The 15,315-nt window shown below is 66.7% G+C and carries 13 protein-coding genes and 2 pseudogenes; 14 read left to right on the top strand and 1 reads right to left on the bottom strand.

From position 1 onward, the window contains the following. Nucleotides 1-14 precede the first annotated feature (14 nt). The 6 genes from bamA (at nt 15) to lpxB (ending at nt 6,496) form a co-directional block, all read left to right on the top strand. Nucleotides 15-2,357 carry an outer membrane protein assembly factor BamA gene (gene bamA / locus RSPPHO_RS00980; protein ID WP_041796236.1) on the top strand — a complete coding sequence of 781 codons (2,343 nt, stop codon included), beginning with the start codon at nt 15-17 and terminating at the stop codon, nt 2,355-2,357. A 2-nt stretch (nt 2,358-2,359) separates the two neighbouring features. Further along, nucleotides 2,360-2,947, top strand: a complete 588-nt coding sequence (locus RSPPHO_RS00985) for an OmpH/Skp family outer membrane protein (RefSeq protein WP_014413420.1) — start codon at nt 2,360-2,362, stop codon at nt 2,945-2,947. A gap of 200 nt (nt 2,948-3,147) precedes the next feature. After that, nucleotides 3,148-3,639 (top strand): 3-hydroxyacyl-ACP dehydratase FabZ, encoded by a 492-nt coding sequence (gene fabZ / locus RSPPHO_RS00990; protein ID WP_014413421.1) that lies wholly within the window; start codon nt 3,148-3,150, stop codon nt 3,637-3,639. A gap of 57 nt (nt 3,640-3,696) precedes the next feature. After that, nucleotides 3,697-4,494 carry an acyl-ACP--UDP-N-acetylglucosamine O-acyltransferase gene (gene lpxA / locus RSPPHO_RS00995; protein ID WP_014413422.1) on the top strand — a complete coding sequence of 266 codons (798 nt, stop codon included), beginning with the start codon at nt 3,697-3,699 and terminating at the stop codon, nt 4,492-4,494. Continuing rightward, nucleotides 4,491-5,345 carry an LpxI family protein gene (locus RSPPHO_RS01000; RefSeq protein WP_041793654.1) on the top strand — a complete coding sequence of 285 codons (855 nt, stop codon included), beginning with the start codon at nt 4,491-4,493 and terminating at the stop codon, nt 5,343-5,345. Before lpxA ends, RSPPHO_RS01000 begins: the two co-directional genes overlap by 4 nt. After that, nucleotides 5,342-6,496, top strand: coding sequence for a lipid-A-disaccharide synthase (gene lpxB / locus RSPPHO_RS01005; RefSeq protein WP_014413424.1), 1,155 nt, complete (start codon nt 5,342-5,344; stop codon nt 6,494-6,496). Before RSPPHO_RS01000 ends, lpxB begins: the two co-directional genes overlap by 4 nt. A 78-nt stretch (nt 6,497-6,574) precedes the next feature. On the opposite strand, the gene RSPPHO_RS01010 is transcribed toward lpxB, so the two are convergent. Next, entirely contained in the window at nt 6,575-7,168 is a 594-nt protein-coding gene (locus RSPPHO_RS01010) for a Gfo/Idh/MocA family protein (RefSeq protein ID WP_014413425.1), read from the bottom strand. 41 nt (nt 7,169-7,209) lie between these two features. Between RSPPHO_RS01010 and RSPPHO_RS01015 the strand changes: the two are divergent. From RSPPHO_RS01015 to RSPPHO_RS01045, 8 genes and pseudogenes are all read left to right on the top strand, one after another. Further along, a pseudogene (locus tag RSPPHO_RS01015) lies at nt 7,210-8,396 on the top strand (acetyl-CoA C-acyltransferase). Between the two features lie 53 nt (nt 8,397-8,449). Then, a complete protein-coding gene (locus RSPPHO_RS01020; protein WP_014413427.1) occupies nt 8,450-9,124 on the top strand; it encodes an SDR family oxidoreductase in 675 nt (224 codons plus the stop codon). Between the two features lie 4 nt (nt 9,125-9,128). Then, nucleotides 9,129-9,731: a 2-hydroxychromene-2-carboxylate isomerase gene (locus RSPPHO_RS01025; protein ID WP_041793655.1), complete on the top strand. Its 603-nt coding sequence runs from the start codon at nt 9,129-9,131 to the stop codon at nt 9,729-9,731. Between the two features lie 118 nt (nt 9,732-9,849). Next, nucleotides 9,850-11,457, top strand: a complete 1,608-nt coding sequence (locus tag RSPPHO_RS01030) for a carboxyl transferase domain-containing protein (protein ID WP_014413429.1) — start codon at nt 9,850-9,852, stop codon at nt 11,455-11,457. Between the two features lie 13 nt (nt 11,458-11,470). Then, nucleotides 11,471-12,250 (top strand): enoyl-CoA hydratase-related protein, encoded by a 780-nt coding sequence (locus RSPPHO_RS01035; RefSeq protein WP_014413430.1) that lies wholly within the window; start codon nt 11,471-11,473, stop codon nt 12,248-12,250. Between the two features lie 134 nt (nt 12,251-12,384). After that, nucleotides 12,385-12,654, top strand: a pseudogene (locus RSPPHO_RS21645) (biotin carboxylase N-terminal domain-containing protein); the annotation flags it as partial. 109 nt (nt 12,655-12,763) lie between these two features. Beyond that, entirely contained in the window at nt 12,764-14,410 is a 1,647-nt protein-coding gene (locus tag RSPPHO_RS01040; RefSeq protein WP_014413431.1) for an ATP-binding protein, read from the top strand. Further along, nucleotides 14,407-15,312, top strand: a complete 906-nt coding sequence (locus RSPPHO_RS01045; RefSeq protein WP_014413432.1) for a hydroxymethylglutaryl-CoA lyase — start codon at nt 14,407-14,409, stop codon at nt 15,310-15,312. Before RSPPHO_RS01040 ends, RSPPHO_RS01045 begins: the two co-directional genes overlap by 4 nt. Nucleotides 15,313-15,315: the final 3 nt, after the last annotated feature.

Consider the following 15,315-nt stretch of genomic DNA (forward strand, 5'->3'; position numbering starts at 1 on the left):
CCGAAAAACAGATCATGGGGGACGCCGTGACAAGAATCACCGGGTGGTTGGGAGTCCTTGCGCTGGGCGGAGCGGTGGCCCTGGGGCCCGAGGCGGCGCTGGCGCAGACAAGAGCCGCCGCGCCCACGGGCGGTGTCAGCGGTGTCGTCGTGCAGCGTATTGTGATTGAAGGCACGCAGCGCATCGAATCCGAAACGGTGCGCACCTATCTCAGCCTCCATGAGGGCGAGCCTTACGACCCGGCCAAGGCGGACCGCTCCTTGAAGGAGTTGTTCGAAACCGGTCTGTTCTCTGATGTGACCATGAATCAGGACGCCGGCGTTTTGACGGTCAAGGTGGTGGAAAATCCTATCATTAACCGGATCGCCTTCGAGGGGAACCGGCGGATCGAACAAGACGCCCTGGAAAAAGAAATCCAGTTGCGCCCGCGCGTTGTTTATACCCGGGTGAAGGTCCAGGAAGACGTTCAGCGTATTCTTGAGCTTTACCGCCGCTCCGGCCGCTATGCCGTGTCGGTCGAGCCGAAGATCATCCAGCAAGAGCAAAACCGGGTTGACCTCGTCTTCGAGATTAACGAAGGCCCTTCCACCACGGTGAAGCGCATTGCCTTTATCGGGAACCAGAAGTACAGCGACGCTGACCTGCGCGAGGTGGTCGAGACTTCCGAGTCTGCGTGGTATCGCTTCTTGTCCTCGACCGACTCCTATGATCCCGACCGCCTGAATTATGACCGCGAGTTGCTGCGCCGCTATTACCTGAAGCATGGTTATGCCGACTTTGAGGTCAAGTCGGCCGTGGCCGAGTTGTCGCCGGACAAGGAGAGCTTCTTTCTGACCTTTACCGTGTCGGAAGGCGAGCGCTACCGCTTTGGTCAGATCAATGTCGAGACCACCTTGGAAGCCCTGAACCCCGAGGTCCTGCGCGCCGAACTCGATCTCAAGGCCGGAGATTGGTACAACGCCGACAAGGTGGAAAAGACCGTTCAAAAACTCACCGATAAGGTGGGAACCCTGGGCTACGCGTTCGTTGATGTCCGCCCCCGCGTGGAACGCGATCCCGAGGCTCGGACCATCGGCATGACGTTCCAGATCGACGAGGGCCCGCGGGTATTTGTCGAGCGGATCGACATCAACGGCAATATGCGCACCCACGACGAAGTGATCCGACGCGAGGTGTCCTTGGCCGAAGGAGACGCCTTCAATACGGCCAAGCTGCGGCGCTCGCGCCAAAACATCCAAGATCTCGGGTATTTCGAGAAGGTGGATGTCACCAACGAGCCGTCGCCCACCGCGGCGGATCGAACCGTGGTCAAAATCAACGTGGCGGAAAAATCCACGGGCGAAGTCTCCTTTGGCGTGGGCTGGTCCAGCTCGGTTGGCGCCTTGGTCGAAGTGGGCGTGCGTGAGCGCAACTTCCTGGGACGAGGCCAGGATCTGAAGGCCTCCGTCTCCTGGGCCCAGCGTCGCAGCCAGGTGGATATCAGCTTTACCGAGCCTTACTTCCTGGACCGGCGCCTCAAGGCGGGGGTCGATGTGTATGCTTTGGAGCGCGATCTGACGGACGAAAGTTCCTACGATTATCGCTCCATCGGCACGGCATTGCGACTGGGGTATAACTACAACGAGAGCTGGTCTCACTCCTTCCGCTATAACGCCGAGTATACGGACATCATCGACGTCGATGATGATGCGTCCGTCTATATTCGCAACCAGCCCGACAACACGGTGGTCTCCCTGGTCGGACACACGCTGACCTACGACAAGCGTGATAGCAAGCTGAACCCCAAGGACGGCTACTTCGTTTCGTTGGGCAACGATATCGCCGGTTTGGGGGGCACGGAATATTTCGTGCGCTCCGACCTCAAGGCAGGGTACTACGCGCCACTTGGCGACTGGCTCGACTGGAATCCGGCGTGGTCCCTCTCGGTGCGCGGGCAGGCCGGGTATATTGTTGGGTTAGGTAAGGATGTTAACATCAACCAGCGCTACAATCTGGGCGGATCCAATCTGCGTGGCTTTGCCGCGGCCGGCGCCAGTCCTCGCGATAGCAGCACCGACGATGCCCTCGGCGGCAACTGGGTCAGTACCGGCACGGTCGAGATCGGCGTGCCCCTGGGGCTACCCGATGATCTTGGGTTGTCGGGGCGTCTGTTTTCTGATTTCGGCATGATTGGCCGACCGGATGATTTCGACTCTTCGTTGATTGATGCCTCAACGTCGCCCCGCCTGTCCTTTGGCGGCGGCGTGACGTGGGTCTCGCCCGTGGGCCCCATCGCCATCGATGTGGGTTTCCCCGTGGTCAAAAAGTCGTTTGATGAAACCGAACTGCTTCGGATTTCCTTTGGATCGAGGTTCTGACGATGGGATCCCTGAAAGGCGCGCGGCGGCTGGCTTGCGCGGCTCTGTTGTTTGTTTCCCTCCCGATGGGCGCCGCCCTGGCCGAGGACTTTCCCAACTCCACGGTCGGCGTGATCGACGTGCAGAAAATTCTCGCCGACTCGGCCGCGGCTAAGCAGGCTCGTGCCGAGCGCGACAAGTATCTGGCCACCTATCAGGCCCAGGCGCAGAAAGAGGAAAAGGCACTCCATGACGCCCAGGCCGCTTTGGCGCGGGAAACCGACCAGGGCAGCGAGTCCTTCAAGAAAAAGCGCCAGGACTTTGAAAAGAAAGTCGGCGCCTTCCAGGTCCGCTTCACCACCTTGCGCCAGAATCTCGACCGCGCCATGGCCCAGTCCCTGGGCGAGATCCAGGACATGGTCATTCGCGTGTCGGATCAGGTAGCGAGCGAACGCAGCGTCAATCTGGTCCTCTACAAGACCCAGGTGTTGTTGTTCGATCCCCGCATGAACATGACCGACGAGGTCCTGAAGCGGGTGGATACCAACCTGCCCAAGGTGACCTTCCCCAACCCGGAGCAACTGCCGGCCCCGTCCCAGGACGGCAAATAAGCTTTCCCGCTCGTTCGGGGCCCGGAAGACCTGAAGACTGATCCACAGACGGTTGACGTCGCAGGGCGGATCCGTAACAAAGGCGGCGCACACCCTGCGCATGGCAGGGGGCGTCGCCTCCCGGCTTCCGGGGCCTCTCCCTCTGACATGGCAGACCGGACGCGATCGGGGCGCGAACCCGCTGATGAGGACCCTAACGGATGACAGAAGTGGCGCAGGCTGACGCACAGGACGTTGGATCCGGCGAGACAACCATTGATATCGGTCGGATCATGGACATGATCCCCCACCGCTATCCCTTCTTGCTGGTTGACCGGGTGATCAACGTGGTGCACGGCACCAGCGGAACCGGTATTAAAAACGTCAGCATCAACGAGCCGTTCTTTCAGGGGCACTTCCCCGGCCGACCGGTCATGCCCGGGGTTCTCATCGTTGAGGCCATGGCCCAGACCGCCGGCGTGCTGGTGGTTGATGCCTTGGGGGTCTCGGCTCAGGGCAAGCTCGTCTATTTCATGATCGTCGAGAATGCCCGCTTCCGTCGCCCGGTCGTTCCGGGGGATCAGCTCCATCTCAACGTGACCAAAATTCGTAATCGGGGCGCTGTCTGGAAGTTCCAGGGCGAGGCCTGCGTCAACGACGTGATCGTAGCCGAGGCGACCTTCGCCGCCATGATCGCCGACGAGGAGAGGTAGGCTCCAGCCTGCGTCGCCTTTTTTGAGTCAGCTCGTTTTTGGTCATAAGGACTTCGCATGCCCAGCGTTCACGCCACCGCCGTGGTCGATCCCCGCGCCACCCTCGCCGAGTCGGTCACCATCGGGCCGTTTTGCACCGTCGGTCCCGATGTCGTCTTGGGCGAGGGCGTGACCTTGGTGAGCCATGTGGCGGTCAGTGGACGCACCCGGATCGGTGCCGGGACCACCGTGTTTCCCTTTGCCAGTCTTGGCAGCCCGCCGCAGGATCTCAAATACCGGGGCGAGCCTTCAACCTTGGAGATTGGCGAGCGGAACGTCATCCGTGAGCACGTCACCATGAACCCCGGGACCGAGGGCGGGGGAATGATCACCCGTGTCGGCAACGGGGGCCTGTTCATGGTCGGCGTGCACGTGGCCCATGATTGCCACATTGGTGATGAGGTGATTATCGCCAACAATGTGCTGTTGGGCGGTCACGTGCACATTGGTGATTGGGCTGTGTTGGGGGGCGGCGCCGCTGTTCACCAGTTCGTGCGCATCGGCAAGCTGGCCATGGTTGGTGGTGTCACCGGGGTGGAGGCGGATGTTATCCCCTTTGGCTCGGTGATCGGCAACCGTGCTCATCTCGCCGGTCTTAATATCGTCGGGCTGCGGCGCCGGGGCTATGCCCGCGACGAGATGCATGCCTTGCGGGGGGCGGCCAAGCTGCTGTTTTCCGGGAGCGCCGTGGCCGAACAGCTTCCCTTGGTGGCCCAGCAGTATCCTGACTCGGCGATCGTGGCCGAGGTGCTGGCGTTCGTGCAGGCCGACTCCTCGCGCGGGCTGTGCCGCCCCGAGGATCCCGACCTCGCATGACTGCGGGGCCGCCTCTTGCCATCATTGCCGGTGGCGGCGACCTGCCGCATCGCGTGATGCGGGCCTGCCAAGCCCAGGGACGCCCGTTCCTGGTGGTCGGCCTGGAAGGTCAAGCCGATCCGGCCCAGTGGCCCGCCGAAATTCCCCAAGTGTGGACCCGGCTGGGACGGGCCGGCGAGGCGGCGGAGCGTCTTCTGGCGCGGGAGATTCATCATCTGTGTATGGCTGGCTGGGTGCGTCGCCCGAGTCTGACCTCCTTGATGTCCTTGTGGCCCGATTGGCGGACCGCCGCCTTTCTGGCCCGGGTCGGAGCCCAGGCTCTGGGTGACGATTCCCTGTTGCGAGCCATCGTGCGTGAGTTGGAGCACCACGGCTTTGTCGTGGAGGCACCGCACAGTGTCATTGGCGGCGAGGTGGCCGGGGCCGGCGTTTTGGGGTGCATTGAACCCGATGAACAGGGCTGGCGCGACCTGCGCCATGCCTTTCGCTTGGCCCGCGCCATCGGCGCCATGGACGTGGGGCAGGGGGCGGTGGTCCAACAGGGGCTGACCTTGGCTCTGGAGGCCATCGAGGGCACCGATGCCATGTTGGAGCGCTGCGCCGGTCTGGCCCGTGAAGGGGGGGGCGGCGTCTTGGTCAAGGCCTGCAAGCCGCAACAAGACCGTCGCGTGGATCTGCCGGCCGTGGGGCCCCGGACCCTCGACAACGCGCGGGCGGCCGGATTGCGGGGCGTCGGCGTCGAGGCCGGGGCTACCTTGCTGATTGATCCCGAGGCGGTCCGTGCCCGGGCCGATGCCCTGGGCCTGTTCCTGGTTGGCCTCACTCCCGCCGATGTGGAGATGCTCCCATGACCGCTCCCCTGATTTACCTCATCGCCGGCGAGCCCTCCGGCGATCAGTTGGGGGCCCATTTGATGCGCGCCCTCAAGACCGAAACCCAAGGGGAGGTCCGCTTCGCCGGCATTGGCGGCGAGCAAATGGCCGCCGAGGGCCTGGATAGCCTGATCCCCATGGGGGAATTGGCGATCATGGGCTTTCTCGAGGTCTTGCCGGCCACTGTCCGCCTGATGCGGCGCCTCAAGGAAACCGTGGCCGACATCAAGGCCCAGGCGCCGGCGGCGGTGGTGACCATCGACTCCTGGGGCTTTACCGGCCGGGTGCAGGCGGCCCTGCGCGACCAGGGCGTGGCCACGCAGCGGATCCATTACGTGGCCCCCATGGTCTGGATCTGGAAGGCCGGGCGCGCCAAGGCAGTGGCGACGCGGGTCGAGCACCTGTTGTGCTTGTGGCCGTTCGAGCCAGCCTTGTTCACCCCCCACGGCGGGCAGGCCTCCCATGTGGGTCATGCGGTGATTGAGGCCGGTCTGGACCGGGGCGATGCGTCGGCGTTTCGTCGGCGCCATGGCTTGGCCGAGGACGCTCCGATCTTGCTGGTGCTGCCCGGCAGCCGCAAAGGCGAGTTGCGCCGGTTGGTTCCGGTATTTGCCGAGGTGGTGCGGGCCCTGGCGCCGGGACGGCCCGACTTGCAGGTGGTGATCCCGACCTTGGCCCATCTGCGCGCCAAGTTGGAGGCCGAGACCCGCGACTGGCCGGTGCCGGTGTGCGTGGTGGGCGGGGAGGAAAAGGCCGATGCCTTTGCTGCCGCCCGCGCCGCCTTGGCCGCCTCGGGCACCATCAGCCTGGAACTGGCCTTAGCCGGAGTGCCCCACCTCGTGGCCTACAAGGTCAATCCCGCCTCGGCCTTCCTGTTCCGCCGGGTTTTGCTGCCCGGGCGGCGTTTTGTGAACATGATCAATATTCTGCTCGACCGCTTGGTGGTGCCTGAGCTGCTCCAAGAAGCGTGTACGGCCAAGAGGTTAGAGAAAACACTGCAAGGCCTGATGGATGATGAAACCGTCCGCGCTCAACAACGCGCCGGGCTGAAAGAGGCGGTGGCCTTGCTGCACGGCGGCGACGACAAACCCTCGGTCATCGCGGCCCGCCAGATTCTTGCAAAGATATGAGGGGTCTGGGGAGGCGAGCCTCCCCAGCCTTCCCTTAAAAAAAGGCTGGGGAGGCGCGGCCTCCCCAGACCCCTCGGGTTATTTGGCCCAGTCGTAAAGGGCCGGGCGCTCGGGCTGGGTGGTGATGGTCTGCGTCGCGCTGCCCGGGGCGGCTTGCAGGGCCCAGGACACTTCCAAGATATGCAGGCCCAGCGAAGCCGGGACCCGGTTAGGGCCGCCGCGCACCGCGTCCACCAGGGCCGAGATGCCACGCGCGAAGTCGAAGCGCGGGCCGCCGCCCTTCAAGCGCACCATGGTCGAGGGCTTGGCCGAGATCAGGCGCGGGCCGAGGCCGATGCCCGGGGCCCAGCCCTGGACCAGCCCTTCCACCTTGCGCAAGAGGCCGCGCGCGCCCGAGCAGCCCGCCGGGCTCAAGCTGGCCTGGGCCGGGAAATCCCACACGTCGGCCAAGCTGGCCGAGCCCTCGGTGCCGACAAGGCGCAAGGAGCGGTTGACCGGGCCGGTGGTGGCCGTGGTCAGGCGGGCGACGACGCCGTCGTCGAACTCCAGCAGGCCGAAGGACAGGTCCGGGGCGGCCTGGGCGTCGGCGCGGTGGGTGGCCAGCGCGGTGACGCGGCGCACGGGGCCGAACAAGGTCACCAGCGGGGCGATTTGGGTGCCGGCGTTTTCCAAACCGCGCCCCCTCCCACCACCCACCAAGGAGGGAATCCCCCATGTCTCAAGACCCCATCGTGATCGTTTCCGCCCGTCGCACGCCCATGGGGGCGTTCCAGGGTCTTTTGTCGGGTCTACGGGCCCCGGCGCTGGGGGGGCGTGGCGATCAAGGCGGTGCTAGACGCCGCACCCGGCGCCGCCGCCCAGGTGGACAGTGTGCTGATGGGCTGTGTTCTGCCGGCCGGCCTGGGGGCAGGCGCCGGCCCGTCAGGCGGCCCATGCGGCGGGGCTGCCGTGGTCGGTGCCCTGCACCACCATCAACAAGATGTGCGGCTCGGCCATGGAGGCGACCATTCTTGCCGTCAATGCCCTCCAAGCCGGGGTGGCTCGGGTGGTGGTGGCCGGCGGCATGGAGAGCATGTCCAATGCGCCCTACCTCCTGGACCGGGCGCGCAGCGGCTATCGCCTGGGCCACGGCACGGTCAGTGACCACATGTTTCTGGATGGCCTGGAAGATGCCTACGACCGCGGCCGCCTGATGGGCACCTTTGCCGAGGACACCGCCCAGGCCTATGGCTTCGACCGCGCCCAGCAAGACGCCTGGGCCGTGCGCTCTTTGACCCGGGCCCAGGCTGCCCAGGCCGCCGACGCTTTCGCCCCCGAAATCGTCGCGGTGTCGGTGCCGGCCAAGGGTGGCGCGGTGAGCGTGAGCCAGGACGAAATGCCGGCCAAGGCCGATCCGGCGCGCATTCCCACCCTCAAGCCGGCGTTTCGCGCTGATGGCACGGTGACGGCGGCCAACAGTTCCTCGATTTCCGATGGCGCCGCCGCCTTGCTGCTAACGCGAGCCTCGGTAGCCCAGGCCGAGGGCTGGCCGATCCAGGCGATCGTGCACGGCCATGCCGCCTTTGCCCAAGAGCCCCAGTGGTTCACCACCGCCCCGGCCGGGGCCTGCCGTCGCCTTTTGGACAGGACGGGATGGACCACGAACGCGGTCGAGGCCTGGGAAATCAACGAAGCCTTCGCCGTTGTCACCCTGGCGGCCCTGAGGGATCTGGACCTGGATCCCGAACGGGTCAACAGTCTGGGCGGCGCGTGTGCGCTGGGCCATCCGATCGGCGCCTCGGGCGTGCGCATCGTGGTGACCTTGCTCAACGCGCTCGCCCGCCAGGGAACGCGGCGGGGGGTGGCGAGCCTGTGCATTGGCGGCGGCGAGGCCACTGCCTTGGCCGTGGAGCGCGTCTAACCCCCTAGGCCCCCCTGGCGGTCCCCCAACGCAAGAACCTTGAGGAGGATTCGATGCCCACCGTTCTCATCACCGGCGCCAACCGGGGCCTCGGCCTGGAATTCGCGCGGCAGTACAAGGCCGCCGGCTGGGATGTCATTGCCACCTGCCGTGATCCCATCGGCGCCGACGCCCTGGGGGCGCTGGGCGTCGAGGAACTGGCCCTGGATGTCGCCGAACCGGGCGCCATTCCGGTGTTTGCTTCGCGCCTGGAGGGCCGTCCCCTCGACCTTCTGGTGTGCAATGCCGGCGTCTACGGCGGGGCGCAAGCCTTGACCGAGGTGGATATCGCGGCCTGGGAGCACACCTTCCGGGTCAATACCATCGCGCCCCTCAAACTGACCGAGGCCTTGTTGCCCAACCTGCGCCTGGCGCCGGGGGCCAAGGCCGTTTACGTCTCCTCGCTCATGGCCTCGATGACCGAGAACACCTCGGGCGGCGAGTATATTTACCGCTCGTCCAAGGCCGCCTTGAATGCCGTGGTCAAGAGCCTGAGCCTCGACCTGCGCGCCGATGGCATCACCGTTGCCGCCCTGCACCCGGGTTGGGTGCGCACCGACATGGGCGGCCCCAACGGCATGATCGACGCCCCGGAGTCCGTCACCGGCCTGCGCCGGGTGATCGACGGCCTGACCCCGGCCGACAGCGGACGCTTCCTTGCCTATACCGGCGCCAACGTTCCTTGGTGAGGCCATGCCCGAGCCCCTGACCTTCTACTTCGACTTCACCAGCCCCTATAGCTGGATCGCCGCCGAGCGCCTGACCCAGATCGCCCAGCGTCACACCCGCGAGGTGCGCGGCCGGGCCATTCTGGTGGGGCCGCTCATGCAAGAAAGCGGCAACCGACCGTTGGCCGAGCAGCCGCTCAAGGGCGCCTACTTCCGCCGCGACGTTGAGCGCTGTTTTCGCCTGTATGGCCTCACCGGCCGCTTGCCCGATGTCTTTCCGCTCAACACGGCGGCGGCGGCCCGGGGCTTTCACCTGATCCGCGACCAGAGCCGCGAGGCGGCCCGCTTGTATGCCCTGGCCGTATTTCGCGCCTACTTCCAAGACCAGCGCGATATCGGCGCGGCCGAGGTCGTGGCCGACATCGCGGCCGGGCTGGGCCATGAGCGGGCGGCGTTTTTGGCGGCGATCACCAGCGCGCCTTGGAAGCAGCGGCTGTTCGAGGAGGTCGAGCGGGCCCGCAAGGATGGGGTGTGTGGGGTCCCCTATGTGCTCGTTGATGGCGAGCCGTTTTGGGGGGCTGATCGGTTGGACATGATCGACGGGTGGTTGACGCGAGGGGGGTGGTAAAAAACAAAAAAGGAAGGCTGGGGAGGCGGGCCTCCCCAGACCCCTCCGATCTGAAATAAAAATAAACGGCCCGTGTGATGACAAAAAGAAAAAATAGTTTATAGGGGAGGTCTGTCTGGTGAGTGTGATCAAGAGTGCCCTCAACACGAGGTCCAGTGACTTCAAGACGAATGCTGCCCACATGGACACTCTAGTGACCGAGTTGCGCCGGTCCATGGGGGTGGTTAAGGCCGGCGGCGGGCCGCGCGCGTGTGAGCGCCATGTCGGCCGGGGCAAGTTGCTGCCACGCGAGCGCGTGCGCACCTTGCTTGATGTTGGCTCGCCCTTTCTCGAACTCAGCCCCTTTGCCGCCTGGGAGGTCTACGACGACCCGGTGCCGGGCGCGGGCATCATCACCGGCATCGGCCGCATCGAGGGCACCGAGTGCGTCATCGTCGCCAATGACGCCACGGTCAAGGGTGGCTCCTACTACCCCCTCACGGTCAAAAAGCACCTGCGCGCCCAAGAAATCGCCCGCGAGAACGCCCTGCCTTGCGTTTATCTCGTGGAATCCGGCGGTGCCTTTCTGCCGCGCCAGGATGACGTCTTTCCCGACCGCGATCATTTCGGTCGGATCTTCTACAACCAGGCCACCCTCAGCGCCGCCGGCATCCCGCAGATTGCCGTGGTGCTGGGCAGTTGCACCGCCGGCGGCGCCTATGTGCCAGCCATGGCCGATGAGAGCATCATCGTGCGCGGCCAGGGCACCATCTTCCTGGGCGGCCCGCCCCTGGTGAAAGCGGCGACCGGCGAGGTGGTGAGTGCCGAGGACCTGGGCGGCGCCGATGTCCATTGCCGCATCTCCGGCGTGACCGACCACTATGCCCAAGACGACCGCCATGCCCTGGCCCTGGCGCGCCGAGTAGTCGCCGGGCTCAACCGGGTCAAGCGGGTGGACCTGGATGTCCGCAGCCCCGAAGAGCCGCTGTACGACCCCAGCGAGATCTACGGCATTTTGCCCGCCGACCCGCGCAAGCCCTATGACGTGCGCGAGATCATTGCGCGCATTGTCGATGGCTCGCGCCTCGACGAGTTCCGCGCCCTCTATGGCCCCACCTTGGTGTGCGGCTTTGCCCGCCTGTTCGGCTATCCCGTCGGCATCGTGGCCAACAACGGCATCTTGTTCTCGGAGAGCGCGCAAAAGGGCGCCCACTTTGTCCAGTTGTGCGCCCAGCGCGGCATTCCCCTGATCTTCTTGCAAAACATCAGCGGCTTCATGGTCGGGCGCAAGTACGAGGCCCAGGGCATCGCCAAGGACGGCGCCAAGATGGTCACTGCCGTTGCCTGCGCCCCGGTGCCCCGCCTGACCATGATCATCGGCGGCTCCTATGGCGCCGGCAACTATGCCATGTGCGGCCGCGCCTATAACCCGCGTTTCCTGTGGACGTGGCCCAACAGCCGCATTTCCGTGATGGGCGGCGAGCAGGCGGCCAACGTGTTGGCCCAGGTGCGCCGCGACGCCCTGGAGGCCGCGGGCACCGCGTGGTCGGCCGAGGACGAGGACGCCTTCAAGGCCCCGATCCGCGCTCAATACGAAACCCAAGGCAACCCCTACTATGCCAGCGCCCGGCTGTGGGACGACGGCATCATTGATCCCGCCGAGGCCCGCATGACCCTGGGTCTCTCCCTGTCCGCTGCCCTCAACGCGCCAATCCCCAAGGCGTCGTTCGGCATCTTCCGCATGTAGGGAGGGAGGGATCTTGACAGTTGTTCTAGAACATCTTGACGAACGCGGCATCGTCCGCCTCACCCTCAACCGGCCCGAGGTGCGCAACGCCTTCGACGAGCACGTCATCGCCGCCCTCGACGCCGCCGTCACCCGCTGGGGCGCCGATCCCACCACCCGGGTCATTGTCCTGGCCGGGGCCGGCCCCGCCTTTTGCGCGGGCGCCGACCTTACCTGGATGCAGCGCATGGCCGCCTACAGCCCCGAGGAAAACGTCGCCGACGCCTTGGCCCTGGCCCGCCTGATGCGCACCCTCGACCGCTGCCCCCGCCCGACCGTGGCCTTGGTCCACGGGCCGGTGTTTGGCGGTGGGGTCGGACTGGTGGCGGCCTGCGACATCGCGCTCGCCCGCGAGGATGCCCTGTTCAGCCTCTCCGAGGTCCGCCTGGGCCTCGTGCCCGGGGCGATCTCGCCCTATGTGGCGCGCGCCATCGGCCTTCGGGCCTGCCGCCGCCTGTTTTTGACCGGCGAGCGCTTCGATGCCTCCCGCGCCCTCGCCCTGGGTCTGGTCAGCGCCGTGGTGCCCGACCTGGACAGCGCGGCCGCCGACCTGATCGCCGCGTTGCTCCAAGGCAGCCCCGAGGCCCAAGCCGCCTCCAAGGCCCTGCTCCACACCCTGGAAGGCCGCCGCCCGGGCGACGACGCTTTGATGCTGGAGACCGCCCAACGCATCGCCGACGCCCGCGCCAGCACCGACGGCCGCGAGGGTGTCAGCGCCTTCCTGGCCAAACGCCCCCCGGCCTGGCGCCCCTAGGCCTTTTTTTCGTGACGAGGGGTCTGGGGAGGCGAGCCTCCCCAGCCTTGGCCTTCTTAAGGCTGGGGAGGCTCGCCTCCCCAAACCCCTCATGCCGTTAAGGGACTCAGAAAAAAAATCCCCAGGGAGGGACTATGTTCGAGAAAATCCTGATCGCCAATCGCGGGGAAATCGCCTGCCGCATCGCCCGTACCGCCAAGCGCCTGGGCATCAAGACCGTGGCCGTGTTCTCGGACGCCGACGCCAACGCCCGCCACGTCCGGCTGTGCGACGAGGCCGTGCGCCTGGGCCCAGCCCCGGCCGCCGAAAGCTATCTGGTGCAAGAGCGCCTGATCCAAGCCGCCCGCCTGACCGGCGCCCAGGCCGTGCACCCGGGTTATGGCTTTTTGTCGGAAAACGCGACCTTTGCCCGGGCCTGCGCCGAGGCTGGCTTGGTGTTCATCGGTCCCAGCGTCACCGCCATTGAAGTGATGGGCTCCAAGGCCGCCTCCAAGCGCCTGATGGCCGAGGCCGGTGTGCCCTTGGTCCCCCGGCTTCCACGAGGCCGAGGCCGACGACAATGCCCTGGCCGAGGCCGCCACCCGCCTGGGCTTTCCCGTGCTGATCAAGGCCAGCGCCGGCGGCGGCGGCAAAGGCATGCGGGTGGTCACAGCGGCCGAGGACTTCGCCCCGGCCCTGGCCGCCGCCCGCCGCGAGGCCAAGGCGGCGTTTGGCGACGATGCCGTGCTGCTGGAAAAATATCTGGCGCGACCGCGTCACGTCGAGGTCCAGGTGTTCGGCGATACCCATGGCGGAATCGTCTCCCTGTTCGACCGCGATTGCTCGGTGCAGCGCCGCCACCAAAAGGTCATCGAGGAAGCGCCGGCCCCCGGCCTTGCCCCTGATCTGCGCGCCCGCATGGCCAGCGCCGCCCGCGCCGCCGCCCAGGCCATCGGCTATTACGGCGCGGGCACGGTGGAGTTTCTGGTCGAGGGCGACGCTTTCTATTTCATCGAAATGAACACCCGCCTTCAGGTCGAGCACCCGGTGACCGAAATGATCACCGGCCTTGATCTGGTGGAATGGCAACTGCGCGTCGCCGCCGGCCTGCCCCTGCCCCTGACCCAGGAGCGGATCTCGGCCCAGGGCCACGCCTTCGAGGCCCGGATCTGCGCCGAGGACCCGGCCCGCGGCTTCGCGCCCGCCACCGGTCGCCTGCGGGTGGTCCGCCCGCCCGCCGCCAGCCCGCATGTGCGGCTCGATAGCGGCATCGAGGAAGGCGACATCATCGGCATCCATTACGACCCGCTGCTGGCCAAGTTGATCGTTTGGGATGTGGACCGCACGGCGGCCCTGGGACGGCTCAAGGGCGCCTTGGCCGCCTTGCGCGTGGCTGGGGTGGCCACCAACCTGGAATTCCTGGGGGCGGTGGCGGCCCACCCGGCCTTTGCCGCCGCCGACCTTTCGACCGGCTTTATCGAGACTCACGCCGGCGCCCTGTTCCCCGAGCCCCGGCCGCTGGAGGCCGACACCCTGGTCCTGGCCGCCTTGTTCCTGGTCCTGACCGAGCAGAACCAAGCCGCCCGGCGCCGCGCCGCCTCGGGCGATCCGACCTCGCCCTGGCACCGGGCCGATGGCTGGCGCATCAATGACCGCGACGCCCACGCCCTCGACCTGCGCGACGGCAGCACTCCGGTGCGGGTGGGCGTTCACTATCGGCGCGATGGCGGCTTTACCTTCACCTTGCCCGAGGGTCGGGCGCACGCGGCGTCCGGCGTGCTCACCGCCCCCGGGGATCTCGCCGCCGACGCCGCGACCGGCGATCTGGTCGCCGAAATCGACGGCCTCGCCCGACGCGCCACCGTGGTTCGCCTCGGCGATGATCTGGTGATTCTGGCCGATGGCCGCCAGCACGTGGTCGGCCTGCCCGGCCCCACCCACGACGCCGATGCCGATGTGGGCGGCTCGCTGGTCGCCCCCATGCCGGGACGGGTGGTCCAGGTCCTGGTCGGCGTCGGTGACAGCGTCGAACGCGGCCAGCCCTTGATGGTCCTCGAAGCCATGAAAATGGAAACCACCATCGCCGCCCCCCAGGCCGGCACCGTCGCCGAAGTCCTGTTTGGCGTGGGCGACGCCGTGGACGATGGCGCCCGCCTGCTGGTGCTGGAGGAGGCCCGATGACCGCCTCCCCCCCCGACCGCGTGCGCATCGTCGAGGTCGGCCCGCGCGACGGCCTGCAAAACGAGCCCACCCCCGTGCCGGTGGCCGAACGCATCGCCCTGATCGACGCCCTAAGCGCCGCCGGCCTGCCGGAAATCGAGGTGGGCAGCTTTGTCTCGCCGCGCTGGGTGCCGCAAATGGCCGGGACCGATGCCGTCCTGGCCGGTCTTACCCGCCACCCCGGCACCCGCTACACCGTCTTGGTGCCCAACCTCAAGGGCCTGGAGGCGGCGCAAGCGGCCCAGGGCGTCCACGACATCGCCCTGTTCGCGGCGGCCTCCGAGAGCTTTTCCCAGCGCAACATCAACTGTTCCATCGCCGAGAGCCTGGAGCGCTTGGGCGAGGTCGCCAGCGCCGCCCGCGCCCTGGGCTGGCGAATCCGGGGCTATGTCTCATGCGTCCTGGGCTGCCCCTACGAGGGCGCCGTGCCGGTGGCCCAGGTGGTGCGCGTCGCCGAGGCCCTGCACGCCCTGGGTGCCAGCGAGATCTCGCTGGGCGACACCATCGGCGTTGGCACCCCGGGTCAGGCCCGCGCCCTGATCGACACCCTCGCCGCCTCGCTGCCCGTCACCAGCCTTGCCGCCCACTTTCACGATACCTATGGCCAAGCGCTGGCCAATCTTCTGGCAGTGTTGGATCGGGGCGTGCGGGTGGTTGATAGCGCGGTCGCTGGCCTCGGCGGCTGCCCTTACGCCAAGGGGGCCTCGGGCAACGTTGCTACCGAGGACGTGCTTTATATGCTGGACGGCCTGGGGCTGGCGACCGGTGTCGATCTTGAAGCGGTGGCGCGGGCTGGCACCCGTTTGTGCGCGGTGCTAGGGCGGCCGACGGCGTCCAAGGTGGCGCGGGCCCGGTTTGGGTAGGGA

It is taken from the genome of Pararhodospirillum photometricum DSM 122 (assembly GCF_000284415.1).
GTDB lineage: Bacteria > Pseudomonadota > Alphaproteobacteria > Rhodospirillales > Rhodospirillaceae > Pararhodospirillum > Pararhodospirillum photometricum.

What these genes read in the sequence shown, in the direction of transcription:
- bamA (WP_041796236.1), top strand. Translation starts at nt 15, where the DNA reads ATGGGGGACGCCGTGACAAGAATCACCGGGTGGTTGGGAGTCCTTGCG.
- RSPPHO_RS00985 (WP_014413420.1), top strand. Translation starts at nt 2,360, where the DNA reads ATGGGATCCCTGAAAGGCGCGCGGCGGCTGGCTTGCGCGGCTCTGTTG.
- fabZ (WP_014413421.1), top strand. Translation starts at nt 3,148, where the DNA reads ATGACAGAAGTGGCGCAGGCTGACGCACAGGACGTTGGATCCGGCGAG.
- lpxA (WP_014413422.1), top strand. Translation starts at nt 3,697, where the DNA reads ATGCCCAGCGTTCACGCCACCGCCGTGGTCGATCCCCGCGCCACCCTC.
- RSPPHO_RS01000 (WP_041793654.1), top strand. Translation starts at nt 4,491, where the DNA reads ATGACTGCGGGGCCGCCTCTTGCCATCATTGCCGGTGGCGGCGACCTG.
- lpxB (WP_014413424.1), top strand. Translation starts at nt 5,342, where the DNA reads ATGACCGCTCCCCTGATTTACCTCATCGCCGGCGAGCCCTCCGGCGAT.
- RSPPHO_RS01020 (WP_014413427.1), top strand. Translation starts at nt 8,450, where the DNA reads ATGCCCACCGTTCTCATCACCGGCGCCAACCGGGGCCTCGGCCTGGAA.
- RSPPHO_RS01025 (WP_041793655.1), top strand. Translation starts at nt 9,129, where the DNA reads ATGCCCGAGCCCCTGACCTTCTACTTCGACTTCACCAGCCCCTATAGC.
- RSPPHO_RS01045 (WP_014413432.1), top strand. Translation starts at nt 14,407, where the DNA reads ATGACCGCCTCCCCCCCCGACCGCGTGCGCATCGTCGAGGTCGGCCCG.